Origin of the sequence: Amycolatopsis decaplanina DSM 44594, from assembly GCF_000342005.1 — a bacterium.
Taxonomy (GTDB): Bacteria; Actinomycetota; Actinomycetes; order Mycobacteriales; family Pseudonocardiaceae; genus Amycolatopsis; species Amycolatopsis decaplanina.
This window is the reverse complement of record NZ_AOHO01000043.1, coordinates 183,524-203,562: the sequence shown is the minus strand read 5'-3', so window position 1 is coordinate 203,562 and position 20,039 is coordinate 183,524. Positions and strand designations below refer to the sequence as shown.

At 71.5% G+C, this 20,039-nt stretch carries 5 protein-coding genes; 2 read left to right on the top strand and 3 right to left on the bottom strand.

The features are described 5' to 3' along the window. Positions 1 to 120 precede the first annotated feature (120 nt). From H074_RS09315 to H074_RS09305, 3 genes are read right to left on the bottom strand one after another with little or no spacing between them, the layout of a single operon-like run. The gene (locus H074_RS09315; RefSeq protein WP_007029778.1) at positions 121 to 9,954 is read right to left on the bottom strand and encodes a type I polyketide synthase; all 9,834 of its coding nucleotides are present in this window, start codon (positions 9,952 to 9,954) and stop codon (positions 121 to 123) included. An 18-nt stretch (positions 9,955 to 9,972) separates the two neighbouring features. After that, positions 9,973 to 10,194 (bottom strand): hypothetical protein, encoded by a 222-nt coding sequence (locus H074_RS09310; protein WP_007029777.1) that lies wholly within the window; start codon positions 10,192 to 10,194, stop codon positions 9,973 to 9,975. Beyond that, the gene (locus tag H074_RS09305; RefSeq protein ID WP_007029776.1) at positions 10,194 to 16,586 is read right to left on the bottom strand and encodes a type I polyketide synthase; all 6,393 of its coding nucleotides are present in this window, start codon (positions 16,584 to 16,586) and stop codon (positions 10,194 to 10,196) included. Before H074_RS09305 ends, H074_RS09310 begins: the two co-directional genes overlap by 1 nt. 304 nt (positions 16,587 to 16,890) lie before the next feature. Between H074_RS09305 and H074_RS09300 the strand changes: the two genes are divergently transcribed. Both H074_RS09300 and H074_RS09295 read left to right on the top strand, forming a co-directional pair. Beyond that, positions 16,891 to 18,582, top strand: a complete 1,692-nt coding sequence (locus H074_RS09300) for a flavin monoamine oxidase family protein (protein WP_007029775.1) — start codon at positions 16,891 to 16,893, stop codon at positions 18,580 to 18,582. A 19-nt stretch (positions 18,583 to 18,601) separates the two neighbouring features. Then, the gene (locus H074_RS09295; RefSeq protein WP_007029774.1) at positions 18,602 to 20,014 is read left to right on the top strand and encodes a class I adenylate-forming enzyme family protein; all 1,413 of its coding nucleotides are present in this window, start codon (positions 18,602 to 18,604) and stop codon (positions 20,012 to 20,014) included. The last annotated feature ends 25 nt before the right edge of the window (positions 20,015 to 20,039 follow it).

Here is a 20,039-nt window from a genome sequence, read left to right as displayed (position 1 = left end):
CCTTTGCCGACGTACGTGCCGAAGGGCCGCGCAAGTCCGTGAAGGCCTCCTTGAGGGACTCTGGGTCCCTCAAGGAGGCCTTCACGGACTTCCGATGACCGGCCAGGCCACCGGATCAGGTCACTCAGGGGCGGAGGTCGACATCGCCCGGCTGATCAGGTCCCCCACGTCCAGATCGTCGATCGCCTCGACGGACACCGCGGGCCCGGAGTCAGGCAGTTCCTCGGCGAGCTTCACCAGTGCGTCCAGCACCCCCAGTTCCCGGAACCGGTCGAGCGACGCGCCGGCCAGCGCCCGCCGCAGACGCGCCTCGTCCGGCACCTCGACTTCGGGGAACAGCAGCGTCCCGAGGTGGGCCGCGAGTGCCGACGGGGTCGGGTGGTCGAACACCACGGTCGCCCCCAGTTGCCTGCCCGCCGCGGCCGCGAGCCGGTTACGCAGTTCGACCGACGTCAGGGAGTCGAAGCCGAGATCGGTGAACGCGTGATCCGGATCCACCTCGTCCGCCGTGGCGAACCCGAGTACCTGCGCGGTCTGCGTCCGGACCAGGTCCTCCAGCGCGTCCGGAGTGAGCGAAACGGAATCAGTGACCGGAGAAGCCGTCCGGCGCACGGGAAGCCGGACGAGTCCGGTGAGCAGCGCGGGCAGCACCCCCGCCCGGGCTTGGTCCCGCAACCCGGCCAGGTCGAGTTTGACGGGCACGGCCACCGGCCCTGGCGCGAGGTCGAACAGCACCGCGCCTTCTTCCGGGGTAAGGGCTCCGAAGCCGTCGCGCCGCATCCTGTCGATCAGCGCCTGGTCGAGGACCCCGCCCATCCCCTCGGCGGCCCACATCCCGTAGGCGAGCGACCGGGCGGGCAGTCCGTCGGCGTGCCGTCGCTCGGCCAGCGCGTCGAGGTAGGCGTTGGCCGCGGCGTAGTTGCCCTGCCCCGGCCCGCCGAGCACGCCGGACACCGACGAGACCAGGACGAACTCGGTCAACGGCCGGCCGAGAGTCAGTTCGTGCAGGTGACGGGCGCCGTCGGCTTTCGGACCGAGGACCCGGTCCAGTCGTTCCGGGGTCAGCGCGGTGACCACACCGTCGTCGAGGACACCCGCCGCGTGCACGATGCCGGACAGCTCGGGGATGCCGTCGAGCAGCGCGGCCACGGCATCGCGGTCGGCGACGTCGCACGCCTCGACGCGCACCTCGGCGCCCAGCTCGCCCAGCCGGGCGGCCAGTTCTCCGGCACCGGGAGCGGCGAGGCCACGACGGCCGGTGAGAACCAGGCGTCCGACGCCGTGTTCGGTGACGAGCCGTTCGGCCAGTTTCGCCCCGACGCCGCCGGTACCGCCGGTGATCAGCACCGTGCCCGCGGACTCCCAGTCCGGTTTGGGACCGGGCTCTGCCCGGACCAGCCGCGGTACCTCGGCACGACCGTCCCGGACCCGGACGCGGGGTTCCCCGGTGGCGAGCGCGGTGTCCACATCGGACACCTCGCCGTCGAGGATGACGAACCGGCCGGGGTTCTCCGCCTGCGCGGACCGCACCAGACCGGCCGCGGCCGCGTCATCGAGACCGTCGCCGGTGACCACGACCAGCCGCGAGCCGGAGAACCGGGGTTCGGTGAGAAAACGTTGCAGGACGACGAGGACCGCGTGGATTCCCGCCGGCGGAACCGGCAGGACGACCACCGGCGGGACCGGCTCGGTCACCTCGTCCCACCGCACCCACGGCACCGGCGTGGCGGACGCCGCCTCGGCCGCGATGTGCTCGACACGGAACAGCGACCGGTCTTCACCGGCCCGCAACTGCTCACCGGTGACCGCGCGGACGACCAGCGAGCCGACCGACAGGACCGGCGCCCCGGCGAGATCGGTCAGATCGACCGCGACCTCACCGGGCCCGATGAACCGCAGCCGCGCCCGGACCGTCGTGGCGCCGGTCGCGTGCAGGCTGACATCGCCCCAGCTGAACGGCAGCGCCCCCGATTCCTCACTCTCGCCGAGGAACATTCCGTGCAGGGCGGCGTCGAACAACGCCGGGTGGATCCCGAACCGGGTCGCGTCCTCCCGCGCCTCCTCCGGCAGCGAGATCTCGGCGTAGCGGTCCTCACCGTGCCGCCAGGCCGCCCGCAGGCCCTGGAAGAGCGGGCCGTACGCGAACCCGCGGTCGGCGAGGTCGTCGTAGAACGAGCCGAGGTCGATGGGCTCGAGGCCGTCCGGCCACCCGAACCCCTTGACGGGCGGGGTCGCCTCGGCCAGCAAGCCGAGCGCGTTGAGTTCCCAGTCCTCGCCGGGGATCCGCGAATGGATGGTCACCGCCGCGGCGGCGCTGACCGCGACCTGCAGTTCGATCGGGCCGCGCTCGGGGATCACCACGGGTGCGTGCAGGGTCAGTTCGACCAGCCGCGGCAGCCCGGCCTCGTCACCCGCCCGGATGGCGAGTTCGGCGAGCGCCGCGCCCGGCAGCAGGACGGTGTCGTGCACCGTGTGCCCGGCGAGCCAGGGGTGGGTCGCGAGCGAAAGCCGTCCGGTGAGGACGGTGCCGTCGCCCTCGGCGAGCGAAAGCCCGGCGGCGAGCAGTGGGTGCCCAGGCGAGTCCAGTCCGGCCGAGGTGAGGTCTCCGACCGGGGCGGGTTCGAGCCAGAAGTGCTTGCGCTGGAAAGGATATGTCGGCAGGTCGACGGCACGGGCGCCGTCCAGCACGGCGTCCCAGCCGACACGGACGCCTTGGACGTGCAGGGTGGCGAGTGCGGTCATCGCCGTCACGGCTTCGTCGCGGTCCTTGCGCAGCAGGGGAATGCCGTCGGTGAGCGCCGAAAGCACGGCGTCGGGGCCGAGTTCGAGGAACTTCGTGACGCCCTCGGCGCGAAGTGTCTCGACAGCCGCGGCGAACCGGACGGTTTCGCGCACGTGCGCGACCCAGTACGCCGGGTCGGTCACGGTCGACACCATCGGAATGCGTGGCTCCGAGAACGTCAGCTCGTGCACCACCGCGGCGAAGTCGTCCAGCATCGGTTCCATCAGCACCGAGTGGAACGCGTGCGACACGTCCAACCGCTTGGTCTTCCGGTCACCGAACCGGGCCACGACAGCGAGCGTCGGCTCTTCAGCACCCGAAAGCACCACGGACGACGGCCCGTTCACCGCCCCCAACGAAACACCCTCGGGCAGCTCCCCGATCTCGTCCTCGGACGCCTGCACCGCCACCATCACCCCACCCGACGGCAGAGCCTGCATCAACCGGCCACGCGCCACGACAAGCTTCGCCGCATCCTCCAACGACAACACACCCGCCACATGCGCCGCCGCGATCTCACCGATCGAATGCCCCGCCAGATAATCCGGCCGCACACCCCACGACTCCACCAACCGGAACAACGCCACCTCAAGCGCGAAAATCGCCGGCTGCGCGAACTCCGTCCGCGACAGCTCCCCGAACCCCGGCAGCAACGCGCACACCTCGTCATACGCCGCCGCGAACACCGGAAACGCCCGATACAGCTCAGCACCCATCCCGGGACGCTGAGAACCCTGGCCCGTGAACAGGAAAGCCAGCTTGCCCGGCGTCACGCGACCGGTGATCCCGTCACCGTTGGTAAGGGCTTCGAGTCCGGCACGCAAACCCTCCGCGTCCGCGCCGACGACCGCCGCCCGGCGCTCGTGCGCGGTCCGTGTCGTGGCCAACGAGAACGCCACATCGCGCGAATCCGCGGTGTCCACAAGGGACAGAAGAGCGCGGGCCTGTTCGGCGATGGCCTGGTCGGTCTTCGCCGACAGCACCCACGGCACGACGCCGTGCGACGCGGGCCCGGCTGCCGCTTCGGCCGGGACCTGTTCCAGGACGACGTGCGCGTTGGTGCCGCTGATCCCGAACGACGACACCCCGGCACGGCGCGGTCGCCCGGCCTCCGGCCACGGCCGCGATTCACGAAGCAGTTCCACCGCACCGGCGTCCCATTCGACCTCGGCCGACGGTTCCGCCGCGTGCAGGGTCCGGGGCAGCACGCCCCGGCGCATCGCCTCGACCATCTTGATGATCCCGGCGACCCCGGCGGCCGCCTGCGTGTGACCGAGGTTCGACTTGACCGAGCCGAACCACAGCGGTTCCTCCCGCTCGGTGCCGTAGGTCGCGATGAGCGCCTGTGCCTCGATGGGGTCGCCCAGCCGAGTGCCCGTTCCGTGTGCCTCGACCGCGTCGATGTCCGAAGTGGACAAACCGGCGTCGGCGAGCGCCGCGCGGATCACGCGCTGCTGCGACGGGCCGTTCGGCGCGGTGAGGCCGTTGGACGCGCCGTCGGAGTTGACCGCGGAACCGCGGACCACCGCCAGCACCGGATGTCCGTTGCGACGGGCGTCCGAAAGCCGTTCGAGCACCAGCACCCCGGCGCCTTCCGACCAGCCGGTGCCGTCGGCGTCGGCGGAGAACGACTTGCAACGGCCGTCCGGGGAGAGTCCGCGCTGACGGGAGAAGTCGAGGAACGTCTCCGGCGTCGCCATCACGGTGACCCCGCCCGCGAGCGCCATGTCGCACTCCCCCGCCCGCAGCGACCGGGCGGCGAGGTGCAGGGCGACCAGCGACGACGAGCACGCCGTGTCGACCGACACCGCCGGGCCTTCGAGCCCGAGGGTGTACGCGATCCGCCCGGACAGGACGCTGGCCGAGGTCCCGGTGCCCAGGAAGCCGGCGACGCTGTCGGGCACGCTGGCCAGTTTCGCGGCGTAGTCGTAGTACATGATCCCGGCGAAGACACCGGTGGCGCTGCCCTTCAGCGACGCCGGGTCGAGCCGGGCGCGTTCGAGCGCCTCCCAGCTGACCTCCAGCAGGAGGCGTTGCTGCGGGTCCATCGCGAGTGCTTCGCGCGGCGAGATGCCGAAGAACTCGGGGTCGAACTCGCCCGCGTCGTGCAGGAATCCGCCGTGCCGGGTGTAGGTCTTGCCGGGCAGGCCGGGTTCGGGGTCGTAGATGCCGTCGACGTCCCAGCCACGCCCGCCGGGGAACGGCGAGATCGCGTCGGTGCCCGCGTCCACGAGGTCCCACAGGTCCTCGGGCGAGCGGACACCGCCGGGGTAACGGCAGCCCATCGCGACGATCGCGATCGGCTCGTCGGCGGCGCCGCGGCGGGTCACCAGCGGACGGGCCGGTTCCGGGGCGCCGAGCAGTTCGGCGCCGAGGAACGCGGCCACCGCCGCCGGGCTCGGGTGATCGAAGACGAGCGTCGCGGGCAGCCGCAGACCGGTCTCGGCGGTGAGTTCGTTGCGCAGTTCGACGGCGGTCAACGAGTCGAAGCCCAGTTCGGTGAACGGTCGCGACGGCTCCACGGTGTCGGCACCCGCCCGGCCGAGCACCGCCGCGACGCGTGCCCGGACCAGATCGATCAGCAGGGCTTCCCGGTCGGCTTCGGACAGGCCCGTGAGCCGTCCCGCCAGGCCGGTGTCGGTACGGCGGGCGGCCTCGCGGCGAGTCCGGACGCGGACCAGACCGCGCAGCAGCGGCGGGACGCCGGCGTTCCGCACGGCCGCGAGGTCGAGGCGCACCGGGACCAGGACAGCGCCGCCATCGGCCACGGCGGCGTCGAACAGCGCGAGGCCCTCGTCCGGTTCCAAGGCGCCGAAGCCGTCCCTGCCGATCCGGTCCCGATCGGCGCCGCTCAGCGCGGCTCCCATGCCGTCCCGCCACAGGCCCCAGGCGAGCGACTGCGCGGGCTTCCCGTCGGCGCGGCGTCGCCGGGCGAGCGCGTCCAGCTCGGCGTTCGCGGCTGAGTACGCCCCCTGCCCCGGCGAGCCGAAGACCCCGGCGATCGAGGAGAACAGCACGAAGAAGTCGAGGTCGCCGGTGAGTTCGTCGAGTACGTGGGCGGCCGTGGCCTTCGCCCGGTACACCCCGGCGACCCGCTCGGGGGTGAGCGACGTGACGACGCCGTCGTCGAGGACTCCCGCCGCGTGGACGACGCCGGTGACCGGCGGCTCCGCCCGGGCCAAGAGGTCGCGCACCTGGTCACGGTCGGCGACGTCGCAGGCCTCGATCCGGGCCCCGAGTTCCTCGGCGAGCTCCTTGGCGCCGGGCGCGGCCTCACCGCGGCGGCTGACCAGCAGCAGATGCCGGACGCCGTGCGCGGTGACCAGATGCCGGGCGAGGCGCGCGCCGAGCCCGCCGGTACCTCCGGTGATCAGAACCGTGCCGGAAGTGTCCAGTGTGGACTCACCGGATCCGGCCCTGGCGAGACGCGGCGCGGACAACGCCCCGTCGAGCGCGTGCACTTCGGGTTCGCCGGTGGCGAGAGCGGCGTCGACGTCGGCGTGCGTGCCACGGACCAGGACGATCCGCCCCGGGTGCTCGGCCTGCGCGGCCCGGACCAGCCCTTCGACCGCGCCTTCGTGACCGGTCAGCACCACCAACGGGGCAGGCTCGTCCGTGGCCAGGAAGTCTTGCAACGCGAGGAGAGTGGCGTCGAGCGAATCGGCCTCCAGGACCGATGCGGGCGTGATGTCCGATGAGCCAGTGGGCAGCGGGACGTCTTCGACGCGATAGAGGCCGTCCCGCACCGAGGTCGCGGCCGTGACGGCGCGGACGCTGAGCCCGCCCACGGAAGCGACGGGTGCGCCCGTGCCGTCGGCGAGGTCGAACGCGAAGCCATCGGCGACCGGCCGGGCGTGCACGCGCAGTTCGGTCGCGCCCCGCGCGTGCAGCACGACGTCACGCCAGGCGAACGGAACCGAACCCTGGTCTTCGCCGGGGACGGCGGTGGCCTGGAGCGCGGCGTCCAGCAGTGCCGGGTGCAGGCCGAACTTCGCCGCCTGATCGGGTTCGGGCAGCGCGACCTCGGCGAAGATCTCCGTGCCGCGACGCCAGACCTTGCGCAGACCGCGGAACATCGGCCCGTAAGCGAGCCCGGCGGCGGCGAGCCGGTCGTAGGCGTCTTCGAGCCCGAGAGGTTCGGCGTTCTCCGGCGGCCAGGCGATGTCCATAGTGGACGCTGGCGGGGTGCCGAGGTAACCGGTGGCGTGGGTGATCCACGGCTGCTCCGGAAGCCGCGAATGGATCGACACCGGGCGGCGTCCGTGCTCGTCGGCGGCACCGGCGACCACTTGGACCTCCGGGGCCGTGCCGGGTTCGAGGACCAACGGTTCCCGCAGGATCAGTTCTTCCACGCCCGCGCAGCCAGCTTCGTCACCCGCGCGGATGGCGAGTTCGGCGAACGCGGTGCCGGGGACCAGTACGCGGCCCGCGACGACATGATCGGCCAGCCACGGATGCCGGTCGAGCGAAAGGCGTCCGGTGAGCAGGACACCGTCGTCCGCGGCCACGGACACCGCGGCGCCGAGCAGCGGGTGATCGGCGGCGGCGAGCCCGGCCGCGGTGACGTCGGCGTCGCTTTCCTGGCCGAGCCAGAAGTGCTCGTGCTGGAAGGCATACGTCGGCAGCTCGGTGAACCGGCCGCCACCGAGGTAGGCGGCCCAGTCGACGGTGACACCGCGCGTGTGCAGCGCGCCGAGCGCGGTGACCAGGTGACGGGGTTCGTCATGACCACGGCGCAGCGCGGGCACTCCGCCCTCGACGAGCGCGCTGAGTACGGCGTCCGGCCCGAGCTCGAAGAACTTCGTGACCCCGGCGGCGGTCAGGCGCGCGGCCGCGTCGGAGAACCGCACGGTCTCCCGGACGTGCGTGACCCAGTACGCCGGGTCGGTCAGATCCGCCGATTCGGCCACCGTGGACACGATCGGGATGCGCGGCGCCGAGAATTCCAGGCCTCGAACGACTGCGGCGAACTCGTCCAGCATCGGTTCCATCAGCACCGAGTGGAACGCGTGCGACACGTCCAGGCGCTTGGTCTTCCGGTCGCTGAACCGTTCCACGAAGGCGAGAGCCGGTTCCTCGGCGCCGGACAGCACCACCGACGACGGTCCGTTCACCGCGGCCAGCGAGACGCCCTCGGGCAGCTCCCCGATCTCGTCCTCGGACGCCTGAACAGCGACCATCACCCCACCCTCAGGCAGGGCCTGCATCAACCGGCCACGTGCCGTGACGAGCTTCGCCGCGTCCTCCAACGACAGCACACCGGCGACGTGCGCGGCGGCGATCTCACCGATCGAATGCCCCGCCAGATAATCCGGCCTGACACCCCACGACTCCACCAACCGGAACAGCGCTACTTCCAGCGCGAAAATCGCCGGCTGCGCGAACTCCGTCCGCGACAGCTCCCCGAACTCCGGCAGCAACGCGCACACTTCGTCGTGAGCCGCCGCGAACACCGGAAACGTCTCGTACAACGAGGCGCCCATCCCGAGACGCTGAGAGCCCTGACCCGTGAACAGGAAAGCCAGCCCGCCCTCGGTGACCCGGCCCGTTACTCCCCCGCCACCGGCCACTTCGGACAGACCCGCCGAGAGCGTCTCCCAGTCCGTCCCCGTGACGACCGCACGGTAAGGCAGGGCCGCACGAGTGGTCAGCGTGTACGCGACGTCGATCGGCTCCGCGGTTCCGGCCACCGGAAGCAGACGGGACGCCTGCGCGGCCAGCGCCGGTTCCGTGGCCGCTGACAACAGCAGCGTCACGATCGCCGGCGCGTCCGCCACGGCGGCGGTTTCCACCGAAGGGGCCTGTTCCAGCACGACGTGCGCGTTGGTCCCGCTGATCCCGAACGACGACACCGACGCCGAGCGGGGACGGCCGGTCTCGGGCCACGGCGTGCGTTCGGTCAGCAGCGAGACCGGACCGCCCGCCCAGTCGACCTCACGGCTGGGCGTGCCGACGTTCAAGGTGGGCGGCAGCACGCCGTGACGCATCGCCTCGACCATCTTGATGATCCCGGCGACCCCGGCCGCGGCCTGCGCGTGCCCGAAGTTCGACTTCACCGAACCGAGGAACAGCGGGCGATCACGGTCACGGCCGTAGGTGGCCATCAGCGCTTCGGCCTCGATCGGGTCGCCCAGCCTGGTCCCCGTGCCGTGCGCCTCGATCGCGTCGACGTCCGAAGTGGACATTCGCGCGTCGGCGAGCGCGGCGCGGATCACCCGTTGCTGTGACGGGCCGTTCGGCGCGGTCAGGCCGTTGGACGCGCCGTCGGAGTTCACCGCGGAACCCCGCACCACGGCGAGGATCCGGTGACCGTTGCGCTGGGCGTCGGACAGCTTCTCCAGCACGAGCATCCCGACGCCTTCGGCCCAGGCGGTGCCGTCGGCGTCGTCGGAGAACGACTTGCACCGCCCGTCCGGTGCCAGGCCGCGCTGACGCGCGAAGTCGACGAAGATCCCCGGCGAGGCCATCAGGTTGACCCCGCCGGCGAGGGCGAGGGTGCACTCCCCCGCGCGCAGGCCGCGCACCGCCGCGTGCACCGCGACCAGCGACGACGAACACGCCGTGTCGATCGAGACCGCGGGCCCCTCCAGGCCCAGCTGGTACGCGATCCGTCCGGAGTGGACACTGCAGGTCGTTCCGGTGAGCAGATAGCCGTCCACCGTGTCGCCCGGGTTGTGCAGACGCGGCCCGTACTCCTGCGCGGACACGCCGACGTAGACACCGGTGGGACTGCCGCGCAGCCCGGCCGGGTCGAGGCCGGCGCGTTCGACGGCCTCCCATCCGACCTCCAGCAACAGCCGCTGCTGCGGTTCCATGGCCAGCGCCTCGCGCGGCGAGATCCCGAAGAACTCAGCGTCGAATCCGGCGGCGCCGGGCAGGAAACCGCCGGTGCGCACATAGGTGGTACCGCGATGGTCGGGGTCGTCGTCGAACAGGCCGGAGGTGTCCCAGCCGCGGTCGGCGGGGAACTCGCCGATGCCCTCGCGGCCGCCCTCGACCAGGTCCCACAGCCCGGCGGGCGTGTCGGCCCCGCCGGGGAACCGGCAGGCCATGCCGACGATCGCGACCGGCTCGTGCCGTCCGTCCTCGGCGTCACGCAGCCGTTCCCGGGTCCGGTGCAGGTCCCCGGTCACACGCTTCAGCAGGTCGAGAAGCTTCTCTTGGTCCGCCATCACACCCTCGCTCGGTGGTCAGAAGATCTCGTCGGTGAGGAAGTCGAAGACCTTTTCGACAGCGGCGTCGAAGAGCAGGTCGTCGAATTCGTCGTCCTTGTCGCCCGCCGCGTAGGCCAGCAGCAGCTTCTTCAGCGGCTTCGCGACCTTCTTGCGGTCTTCGGGATCCAGATCGCCCAGGCGCTCGCTCAGCCGCTCGATGTCTGCCAGCACCTTGGCGACGGCTTTCTTGTCCGCCATCAGGAAATCCCCAGTTCGGTGGCCAGGAAGTCGACGACCTCATCCGCGGTCGCGTCTTCCAGTCGCCCTCCGACGTCGGTCCCCGGTGTGGTGACGCCGTCGAGCAGGGCCCGCAGCCGCCCGGCGACCGCCGTACGGCCCTCGTCGTCGACAGCGGTCAAGCGTTCCTCGATCTTGTCGAGTTCGGCCAGCACCGCGTCGGCCGCGCTGAGCGACGGTGGGGCCAATTCGGACAGGAGGTGCCCGGCGAGCGTGGCGACGGTCGGATGGTCGAAGACCGCGGTGGCCGACAGGCGCAGCCCGGTGACGGCGTTGATCCGGTTGCGCAGTTCCACCGACGTCAGCGAGTCGAACCCGAGGTCCTTGAACGCGCGCGCCGGATCGATCATGCCGCCCGCCTCGTGACCGAGGACGGCGGCGGCGTTGTGCCGCACCAGATCGATCAGCAGGGTCGTACGTTCGTCGTCCGGCAGTGCCGTGAGCCGCTCGCCGAGACCGGCGCCGTCCGTGGTCGCGGGTGCCGCCGCGCGCCGGGCGGTGACCTTCGCGAGGCCACGCAGCACCGGCGCCACCTCGGTGGTCCTGGCGTGGGCACGCAACGCAGCGCGGTCCAGTTTGATCGGCAGGACGGTGGTGAACCCGCCGTCGAGAGCCGCGTCGAACAAGGCGAGACCGGTTTCGGCGGTGAGCGGCGGCAGGCCTTCGCGGGCCATGCGGTCGACGTCGTTCTCGGCCAGCCCGCTGCCCATTCCTGCACGCCAAAGACCCCACGCGAGTGAGACGGCGGGCAAGCCCTGTGCTCCGCGGTGGGCTGCCAAGGCGTCCAGGAACGTGTTCGCGGCCGCGTAGGACGCCTGGCCAGCGGAGCCGACGATCCCGGACACCGACGAATAGAGTGCGAACAGCGCGAGGTCGTGGCCGAGGGTCAGTTCGTGCAGGTGCCAGGCCGCGTCCACTTTGGGACGCAACACCTTCGCGAGCCTTTCGGGGGTCAGGCCGGTCAGCACGCCGTCGTCGAGGACACCCGCGGTGTGCACGACGCCGGTCAGCTCGACACCGTCCAGCAGCGCGGCGAGCGCGCCCCGATCGGCGACGTCGCAAGCGACCACCTGGACTTCGGCGCCCAGGCCGACGAGTTCCGCCGCCAGCTCTCCCGCGCCCGGCGCGTCCGGGCCGCGGCGACTGGTGAGCAGCAGCTTGCGGACTCCGTGCGTGGTCACGAGATGCCTCGCGACGAGCGCTCCGAGTCCACCGGTACCGCCGGTGACGAGCACCGGCCGCTCCGGATCCAGCGCCCGCGGCACGGTGAGCGCGACCTTGCCGATATGCCTGGCCTGGCTGACGAACCTGAACGCGTCGGGCGCGTGCCGGACGTCCCAGGTGCGCACCGGCAGCGGCGTGAGCGCGCCCTTGTCGAACAGGGCGATCAGCTCGGCCCAGATCTCGGCGGTGCGCGCCGGTCCCGCTTCGATCAGGTCGAAGGCCCGGTAGGCGACGTTCTCGGGCGCGCGGACGTCGGTCTTCCCCATTTCGAGGAACCGGCCGCCGGAGGCGGTCACGGCGAGGGAGGCGTCGACGAACTCGCCCGCGAGGGAGTTGAGCACGACGTCGACCCCGCGTCCGCCGGTCGCGGCCCGGAAAGTCCCGGCGAAATCGAGGGTCCGCGAGGAGGCGATATGGTCAGAGGACAGCCCGGCCGCGCGCAGGACGTGCTGCTTGCCCTCACTCGCGGTGCCGAACACCTCCGCGCCCAGATGGCGAGCGAGCTGCGTCGCCGCCATCCCGACCCCGCCCGCGGCCGAATGGATCAGGATCGACTCGCCTGCCTTGATCCCGGCCAGGTCGACCAGCGCGTAGTAGGCGGTCAGGAAGACCAGCGGCACGGTCGCGGCCTGCTCGTCGGTCCAGGCGTCCGGGACCCGGGCCAGGAACGGGCGTTCGCCGACGGCGACCGGGCCGATCCCGCCGTGCACCATGCCCATCACGCGGTCGCCCGGCGCCAGGTCCGTCACCGCGGCGCCGGTGGCCAGCACGGTCCCGGCGATTTCGCAGCCCAGCGGCCCCGCCTCGCCCGGGTACATGCCCAGGACGTTCAGCACGTCGCGGAAGTTCAGCCCGGCCGCGCGCACGGCGATGCGGACGTCGTCCGGTCCGAGGTCCGGCTCGCCGGCCGGAGTGAGCGCGAGGTTGTCGACCGTGCCCTCACCGGATTTGTCCAGCCGCCAAAGCCCGTCGGGCGGCAGCAGGACCCCCGCGCCCGCCTCGGCGATCCTCGGCACGAGCGGGACGCCATCGCGTACGGCGACCTGCGGTTCCCCGGTCGCCACGGCCATCGGCACGTCTTCGGCCTCGCCGTCGACGAGCACGAACCGGCCTGGATGTTCGGCCTGCGCGCCGCGCACCAGACCCCAGATCGAGGCGGCCGCCGGATCGATGGCGTCCGGCCCAGCCGCGTGTCGCGTGTGGATGACCAAAGTGGACTCTTCCCGCGTCACCCAGTCCTGGAGCACTTCCAGGACGCGGGCACCGAGTTCGTGCGCGGAGGTGACCGGTTCGCCTTCGGGCAGCACCGACAGCACGGCGGGTTTGCCGGGGACGACCTCCGGATACGCCGTGCACGCCACCGGTTCCGGGACCGCGACCGGCGTCCAGTCCACGGTGAACAGTCCGGCGGGAAGCTTCCGGCCGCGTGCGACAGGACGGCGGACGACCAGCGAGCCGGCGCTCAGGACTTCGGCTCCCGAAGGGTCGACGGCGGCCAGCGACACCGTGTCCGCCGCGTGGAACGTGATCCGCAGCCGCAGTACGGTCGCGCCACTCGCTCGCAGGCGGACGTCCGACCAGGAGAACGGCAGGCCACCGGCGGAATCCGCCGACTCACGGAAGAACATCGCGTGCAGCCCGGCGTCCAGCAGGGCCGGATGGATGCCGAAGCCGCCGTCCGGGTCGGCGGGAAGCGCGACTTCGGCGTGGACGTCGTCGCCGTCGACCCACACCGCTCGCAGACCCCGGAACACGCCTTCGTAGCCGAACCCGGGCAGATCGTCGTAAAAGCCTTCCAGGGACTGGGACTCTCCCGGCGGCGGCCACGCGATCTCCTGGACGACGGCTGCCTCGGCGTCGGGAGCGAGGGTGCCGTTGGCGTGCCGCGTCCAGTCCTCGCCATGCTCCGGTCGCGAATGGACGGTGACCGCGCGACGGCCGTCGTCGTCCGCGGCCGCCACCACCACCTGCACCTCGACCGGGTTCGCGAGCACGAGCGGCGCGCCCAGGGTCAGTTCCTCCACGCGCCCGCAGCCGGTCTCGGCACCGGCGTGCAAGGCGAGTTCGAGGAAACCGGTGCCGGGGAAGAGAACGTCGTCACCGACGCGGTGACCGCTCAGCCACGGCTGGTCGGTCACCGAGAGCCGGGCGGTGAACACGGTGTCGCCGCCCGGGACCGCCACCACCGCACCGAGAAGCGGATGTTCGGCGCGGCGAAGGCCCAGTCCACGTGCGTCCCCGCCCGGACCGGGCGTGAGCCAGTACCGCGACCGCTGGAACGGGTAGGTCGGCAGGTCGATCCGGCGTCCGCCCGGGGCGAGCGCCTCGAAGTCGACGTCCGCTCCACGTACATACGCGGTGCCCAGCCCGGTCAGCAGTTCGGGAACCTCGGGCCGGCCACGGCGGAGCAGCGGGCGCGCGACACCGTCGCCGACCAGTGCCGAGAGGACGCCGTCCGGGCCCAGTTCGAGGTAGGTGCCACAGCCGGCGTCACGCAGGACGCGCAGCGCCTCGGCGAAACGGACGGTCGCCTCGACGTGCCGGATCCAGTACTCGGCCGAGTCGTGCCCGCCGATCTCGCCGGTGACCGTCGAGACGATCGGCAGGTTCGCGGGGTGGTAGTCGGCGAGCCGCGCGATCCGGGCGAAGTCGTCGAGCATGTCCCGCATCAAGGGAGAGTGGAAGGCGTGGCTGACGTTGAGCCATTTGACCTTGCCGCCGAACCCGCTGATCGCCGTCTCGAGAGTGTCCCGGGCGCCGGACAACACGACCGCGTCCTCACCGTTGACCGCCGCGATCCCGGCGTGCCGCTCGTGCCCGGTCAGCAGCGCGCGGGCCGTTTCCTCTGAGGCGCGCAGGGACACCATCGCGCCGCCTTCGGGCAGCTCACGCATGAGCCTGCCACGTGCGGTCACCAGCATCGCCGCGTCGGACAGCGACAGCACACCCGCGACGTGCGCGGCCGCGAACTCGCCGACCGAATGCCCGCACAGGTAAGCCGGAACGACACCCCAGGACTCCAGCAACCGGAACAGGGCGACCTCGACGGCGAACAACGCGGGCTGCGCGTAGTCGGTGCGATCCAGCAGGGCAGGCACCGCCTGGCCGAACACCACGTCCCGCAACGGCGGCTGGAGCTGCAGGTCCACGTGCGAACAGACCTCGTCGAAAGCCGCGGCATAGACGTCGTAGGCGTCGTAAAGCTCGCGGCCCATCGCGATCCGCTGAGCGCCCTGCCCGGTGAACAGGTACGCGAGTTCGGCGGGCTCCTGGAGCGGGCCGCCGCGTAACACCCGGTCATCGAAGGTGGTCAGAGCGTCCGCCAGGCTCGCGGCGTCCGGCGCCAGGACGAAGGCGCGTTCGGCCAGCGTCGCCCTGGTCTCGGCGAGCGAGAAGGCCAGGTCCGCCGGGTTCGCTTCGACGGCGGCGAGCTGGGCCGCGTGAACCCGCAGCGCGTCCGGATCGGCGGCCGAGAACGCGACCGCGATCGGCGAAGACACCTCGGGCGCGGGTTCTTCGGACGCGGCGAGCGCCGGCTCTTCGAGGATCAGGTGGGCGTTGGTGCCGGAGATGCCGAAGGACGAGACGGCCGCGCGGCGCGGTTCCTCGCCGCGGGGCCACTCCACCGGCTCGGCCAGCAGCGAGACCGCGCCGGAGGACCAGTCGACCGCCGGGGTCGGATCGGTGCCGTGCAAGGTGCGCGGCAACCGGCCGTGGCGCAGCGCCATGATCATCTTGATCACCCCGGCCGCGCCCGCGGCGGCCTGCGCGTGCCCGATGTTGGCCTTCACCGAACCCAGCCACAGTGGCGTTTCCCGGTCCCGGCCGTAGGTCGCGAGCAGTGCCTGCGCCTCGATCGGGTCGCCGAGCGTGGTTCCCGTACCGTGCGCCTCGACGACGTCCACAGTGGACGCCCCGATCCCGGCGTCGGCCAGCGCCGCGCGGATCACCCGCTGTTGCGACGGACCGTTCGGCGCGGTGAGCCCGTTCGACGCGCCGTCGGAGTTGACCGCGCTGCCGCGGATCACCGCGAGAACGGGATGCCCGTTGCGCTCGGCGTCCGAAAGCCTTTCCAGGACGAACATCCCGGCGCCTTCGGCCCACGCCGTGCCGTCCGCGGCGGCCGAGAACGGCTTGCAGCGCCCGTCCGGCGCCAGGCCGCGCTGGTTCGAGAAGGCCACGAACGGGCCGGGTGTGCCGAGCACGGCAACCCCGCCGGCGAGGGCGAGGCCGCATTCGCCGTTCCGCAGCGCGCAGACCGCGAGATGGAGCGCGACCAGCGACCCGGAACAGGCGGTGTCGACAGTCAGCGCGGGTCCTTGCAGACCGAGGGTGTACGCGATCCGGCCGGAGACGACGCTCGGCGCGCTGCCGGTGAGCAGGAGCCCGTCGAGACCTTCGGGCGCGTCGGCCAGGCGGGTGCCGTATTCCTGCGGCTCGGCGCCGACGAACACCCCCGTCCGGCTGCCCGTCAGGGTCCCGGCGTCGATCCCGGCGCGTTCCAGCGCCTCCCAGGCCGTCTCCAGCACCAGCCGTTGTTGCGGGTCCATCGCCAGCGCCTCGCGCGGCGAGATGCCGAAGAACCCGGCGTCGAATTCGGCCGCGCCGGGCAGGAATCCGCCGTGGCGCACATAGGTCCGGCCCGGGATGCCCGGCCGGGGGTCGTACAGGCCGTCGACGTCCCAGCCGCGGTCCCGGGGGAACTCCGTGACCACGTCCTCGCCTTCGTCCACAAGGGACCACAGAGCGTCGGGCGAGTCCGCGCCGCCGGGGAAGCGGCAGCCGATGCCCACGATCACGATCGGTTCACCGGTGGCCGTATCGCTTCCCGCGTCGTCCGTTGCCTCGGCTCCGAACAGGCACTCGTCGAGGAAATCCGCCAGTGCCTCGGGCCCCGGGTGGTCGTAGGCCAGGGTCACCGGCAGTTCGAGCCCGGTCTCGGTGGTCAGCCACGCGTGCAGCTTCACCGCCAGCAGCGAGTCGAACCCGAGGTCGGCGAAGGTGCGGCCGGCCGGGAGCGGCCCGTCCAGCACCGCCGACGTCGCCCGGCGCACCAGGCCCAGCAGTATGCGGCGCCGCTCGGCGCGCGGCCTGCTTTCCAGCCTTCGCAGGGAATCCAGCTCGGTCATGCGCGCACTCGCCACCTCGGGTCGCCCGGCACAGGGAAGTCGCGGTCCAGCTAGCCACAGCGGCCGTCGCGGACGGGGCGGAACTGTTCCACCGCCGGGTAACCGGCCGCTCCCCTGCCCGGTTTCCGTGCCGTGGGCAAGCGGTGGAAAAGGTATCCAGCGCGCCTGATCGGAATCGTTAACGTGGCTTTCGGCGAACCGGATTTCAGCGCCGAGACCCGTAGCCGCACGAGAACGCCGGCGTCCGCCGTGCCGGCCCGCGGTCGTCAGCGCGACGCCAGAACTAGTGCCGGAGGTAACGCCGATGACCATGTCTCCCGTCGAAGAACGCATCCTGCCCGGCCCCAGGGCCGAGGCGGCGCCGCCGACGAGCATGCTGTGCCCCGATTTCCCGTTCGCCTACGACGACTGGATCCGCCACCCCGCCGGTCTCGGCCGGGTGCCGCGCCAGGCGCACGGCACCGAGGTCGCGGTGATCGGCGGCGGCCTGTCCGGGATGGTGGCCGCCTACGAGCTGATGAAGCTCGGCCTCAAACCGGTGATCTACGAGGCCGAACAGCTGGGCGGCCGGATGCGCTCGGTGAGCCTGCCCGGCTACCCCGACGCCGTCGCCGAACTCGGCGCGATGCGGTTTCCGCCGTCCGCCGGGGCGCTCTTCCACTACATCGACAAGGTCGGGCTCGAAACGACGCCGTTCCCCAACCCGCTCTCCCCCGCGTCGCCGAGCACGGTGATCAACCTGCACGGCGAGAACCACTGGGCGCGCACGTCCGCCGACCTGCCGCCGGTGTACCGCGAGGTCAACGACGCCTGGACGAAGACGCTGCAGGAACAGGCCGACATGTCGCTGATGGAGGACGCCATCCGGCGCCGCGACATCACGACCATCAAGGCGCTGTGGAACCACCTGGTCACCAAGTTCGACAACGTGTCGTTCTACGGATTCCTGACCTCCTCGCCGCTGTTCTCCTCCTTCGAGCACCGCGAGATCTTCGGCCAGGTCGGCTTCGGCTGCGGCGGCTGGGACACCGACTTCCCCAACTCCGCGCTCGAGATCCTGCGGGTGATCTGCACCGACACCAGCGACGAGCACCACCGGATCATCGGCGGCTGCCAGCAGTTGCCGCTCGGGCTGTGGGCGGACGAGCCCGACGGTCTCGAATACTGGCCTGCCGGCACGTCGCTGAAGAGCCTGCACGGTGGCGAGCCGCGCCCGGCGGTGGTGCGGATCGACCGGACCGGCCGCGGGTTCACCATCGAGGACGCCGACCGCGACGTGCGCACCTACCCGGCGGCGATCTTCGCCGCGCAGAACTGGAACCTGCTTTCCGGCATGAAGAGCGACGACGCCCTGCTGCCGCAGCCGGTCTGGACCGCGCTGGAACGCACCCACTACATGGGCGCGTCCAAGCTGTTCGTCATCACCGACCGGCCGTTCTGGCTCGACCAGGATCCGGCGACCGGCCGCGACGTGATGAGCACGACGCTCACCGACCGCATCCCGCGCGGGGTCTACCTGATCGACAACGGCCCCGACGAGCCCGGCACGATGCTGCTCTCCTACACCTGGAACGACGACTCGCTGAAGGTCGCGTCGCTGAGCCCGGACGAGCGGCTCGACGTGATGCTCTCCGCGCTGGCCAAGATCTATCCGGGCGTCGACATCCGCTCGCACATGATCGGCCCGCCGATCGCGATCACCTGGGAGACCCAGCCGCATTTCAAGGGCGCCTTCAAATCCTGCCTTCCCGGCAGCTACCGCTATCAGCGGCGGCTGTTCACCCAGTTCATGCAGCGCGACGCCGCCGACCACCACCGCGGCTTCTTCCTCGCCGGCGACGACGTCGCGTGGATCGCCGGTTTCTCCGAGAGCGCGGTCACCACCGCGCTGAACGCCGTATGGGGCGTCGTCGAGCACCTGGGCGGCGGCACCCATCCGGACAACCCCGGTCCCGGCGACGTGTTCGACGAGATCGCCCCGGTGAGCCTGGATTGACAGCGGAAAGGACTTCTCAATGTTCGCGAAGATCTATTCCCCCGACGCGGTCACCGGCGGCGCCGCCTTCGAGCAGCAAGCGCTCCGGGTCGCCGAGGTGCTGCGGGACCGCGGCGTCGGCTCCGGTGACCGTGTCCTGCTCAAGGCCGACAACACGTTGGCCTACCTGACGATCCTCATCGCGCTGATGCATGTCGGCGCGTCCGTGGTGCTCGTCGACCACATGGAGCACGCCGACCGCACGGCCGAGACGATCGCCGGCTCCGGTGTCGTGCTGGCCGTCATCGACGACGACGCGCCGATGCCGTCGGACGCGCCGTCGGCCTACACCTACGAGATCATGGTGGCCGCCGCCGACCGCACCCCGACCGACGTCCGGTTGCGCTTCGACGTCTGGGAAAAGCTGCCCGACAGTCTCGTGATGTGGTCGTCCGGTTCCACCGGCGTCCCCAAGGGCGTCGCGAAGAACGGCGCGCGGTTCCTGAAGAACCTGGAACGCAACGCGGATCTGGTCGGCCATGTCGCCGACGACGTCCTCCTGCCGCTGCTGCCATTCAACCACCAGTATGGCCTGTCCATGGTGATGATCGCGTGGCTGCGGGACTGCTCGCTGGTGATCGCGCCCTACCGCCGCCCCGACCGCGCGCTGCGCCTGGCCGGACGCGCCGGGGCGACGGTCGTCGACGCGACGCCGTCCACCTATCGCAGCCTGTTCAACATCATCGGCAAACGCCCGGCGCTCAAAGAGGAATTCTCCCGGGTGCGCATGCTGTGCAGCGGTGCCGCCCCGCTCGAACCCGGCGTCGTGGAACAGTCCGAAGAGCTGTTCGGCATGCCGCTGCTCGACAGCTACGGCAGCACCGAAATGGGCAACGTCGCCTTCGCCAACATCGGGAATCCGCGCGGCTGCGGGCAGATCGTCGAAGGATTGGCCCTGGAGGTCCGCGCCGACGACGGCACCGTGCTGCCCCACGGCGAGATCGGCGAATTGTTCGTACTCGACCCGGACCTCATGGAGGGCTACCTCGACGCCACCGGGCAGGTGCTCCCCGTCGACCGCGGCTGGTACGCCACCGGCGACCTCGGCCGTCTCGACGCGGACGGCAACCTGTTCGTGGTCGGGCGCAAACGGGCGGTGCACCGCAACGGGCACACCCTGCATCCCGAGGTGATCGAGCACCGGCTGGCCGGGGAGGGATGTTCCGCGAAGATCGTGGCGCTGCCCGACCAGCGTCGTGGGTCGAGCCTGGTCTTCGTCGTCGAGGACGACGCGCGCCGGGACTCGCGCTACTGGCGCGACCGGATCTGCGGTGTGCTGCCGCCGGCCGAGCAGCCGAACCGCGTCCTCGTCACCGATCAGTTCCCGTTGAACCGCAACGGGAAACCGGACCGGAAGCGGCTCGAGCAGTTCGCCGCCGCCGAACAACTCTGATCCCCACCACGAAACTGGGTGTGCA

Coding starts and splice junctions, on each gene's coding strand:
- H074_RS09315 (WP_007029778.1), bottom strand. CDS start 9,954: ATGGCGGACCAAGAGAAGCTTCTCGACCTGCTGAAGCGTGTGACCGGG.
- H074_RS09310 (WP_007029777.1), bottom strand. CDS start 10,194: ATGGCGGACAAGAAAGCCGTCGCCAAGGTGCTGGCAGACATCGAGCGG.
- H074_RS09305 (WP_007029776.1), bottom strand. CDS start 16,586: ATGACCGAGCTGGATTCCCTGCGAAGGCTGGAAAGCAGGCCGCGCGCC.
- H074_RS09300 (WP_007029775.1), top strand. CDS start 16,891: ATGACCATGTCTCCCGTCGAAGAACGCATCCTGCCCGGCCCCAGGGCC.
- H074_RS09295 (WP_007029774.1), top strand. CDS start 18,602: ATGTTCGCGAAGATCTATTCCCCCGACGCGGTCACCGGCGGCGCCGCC.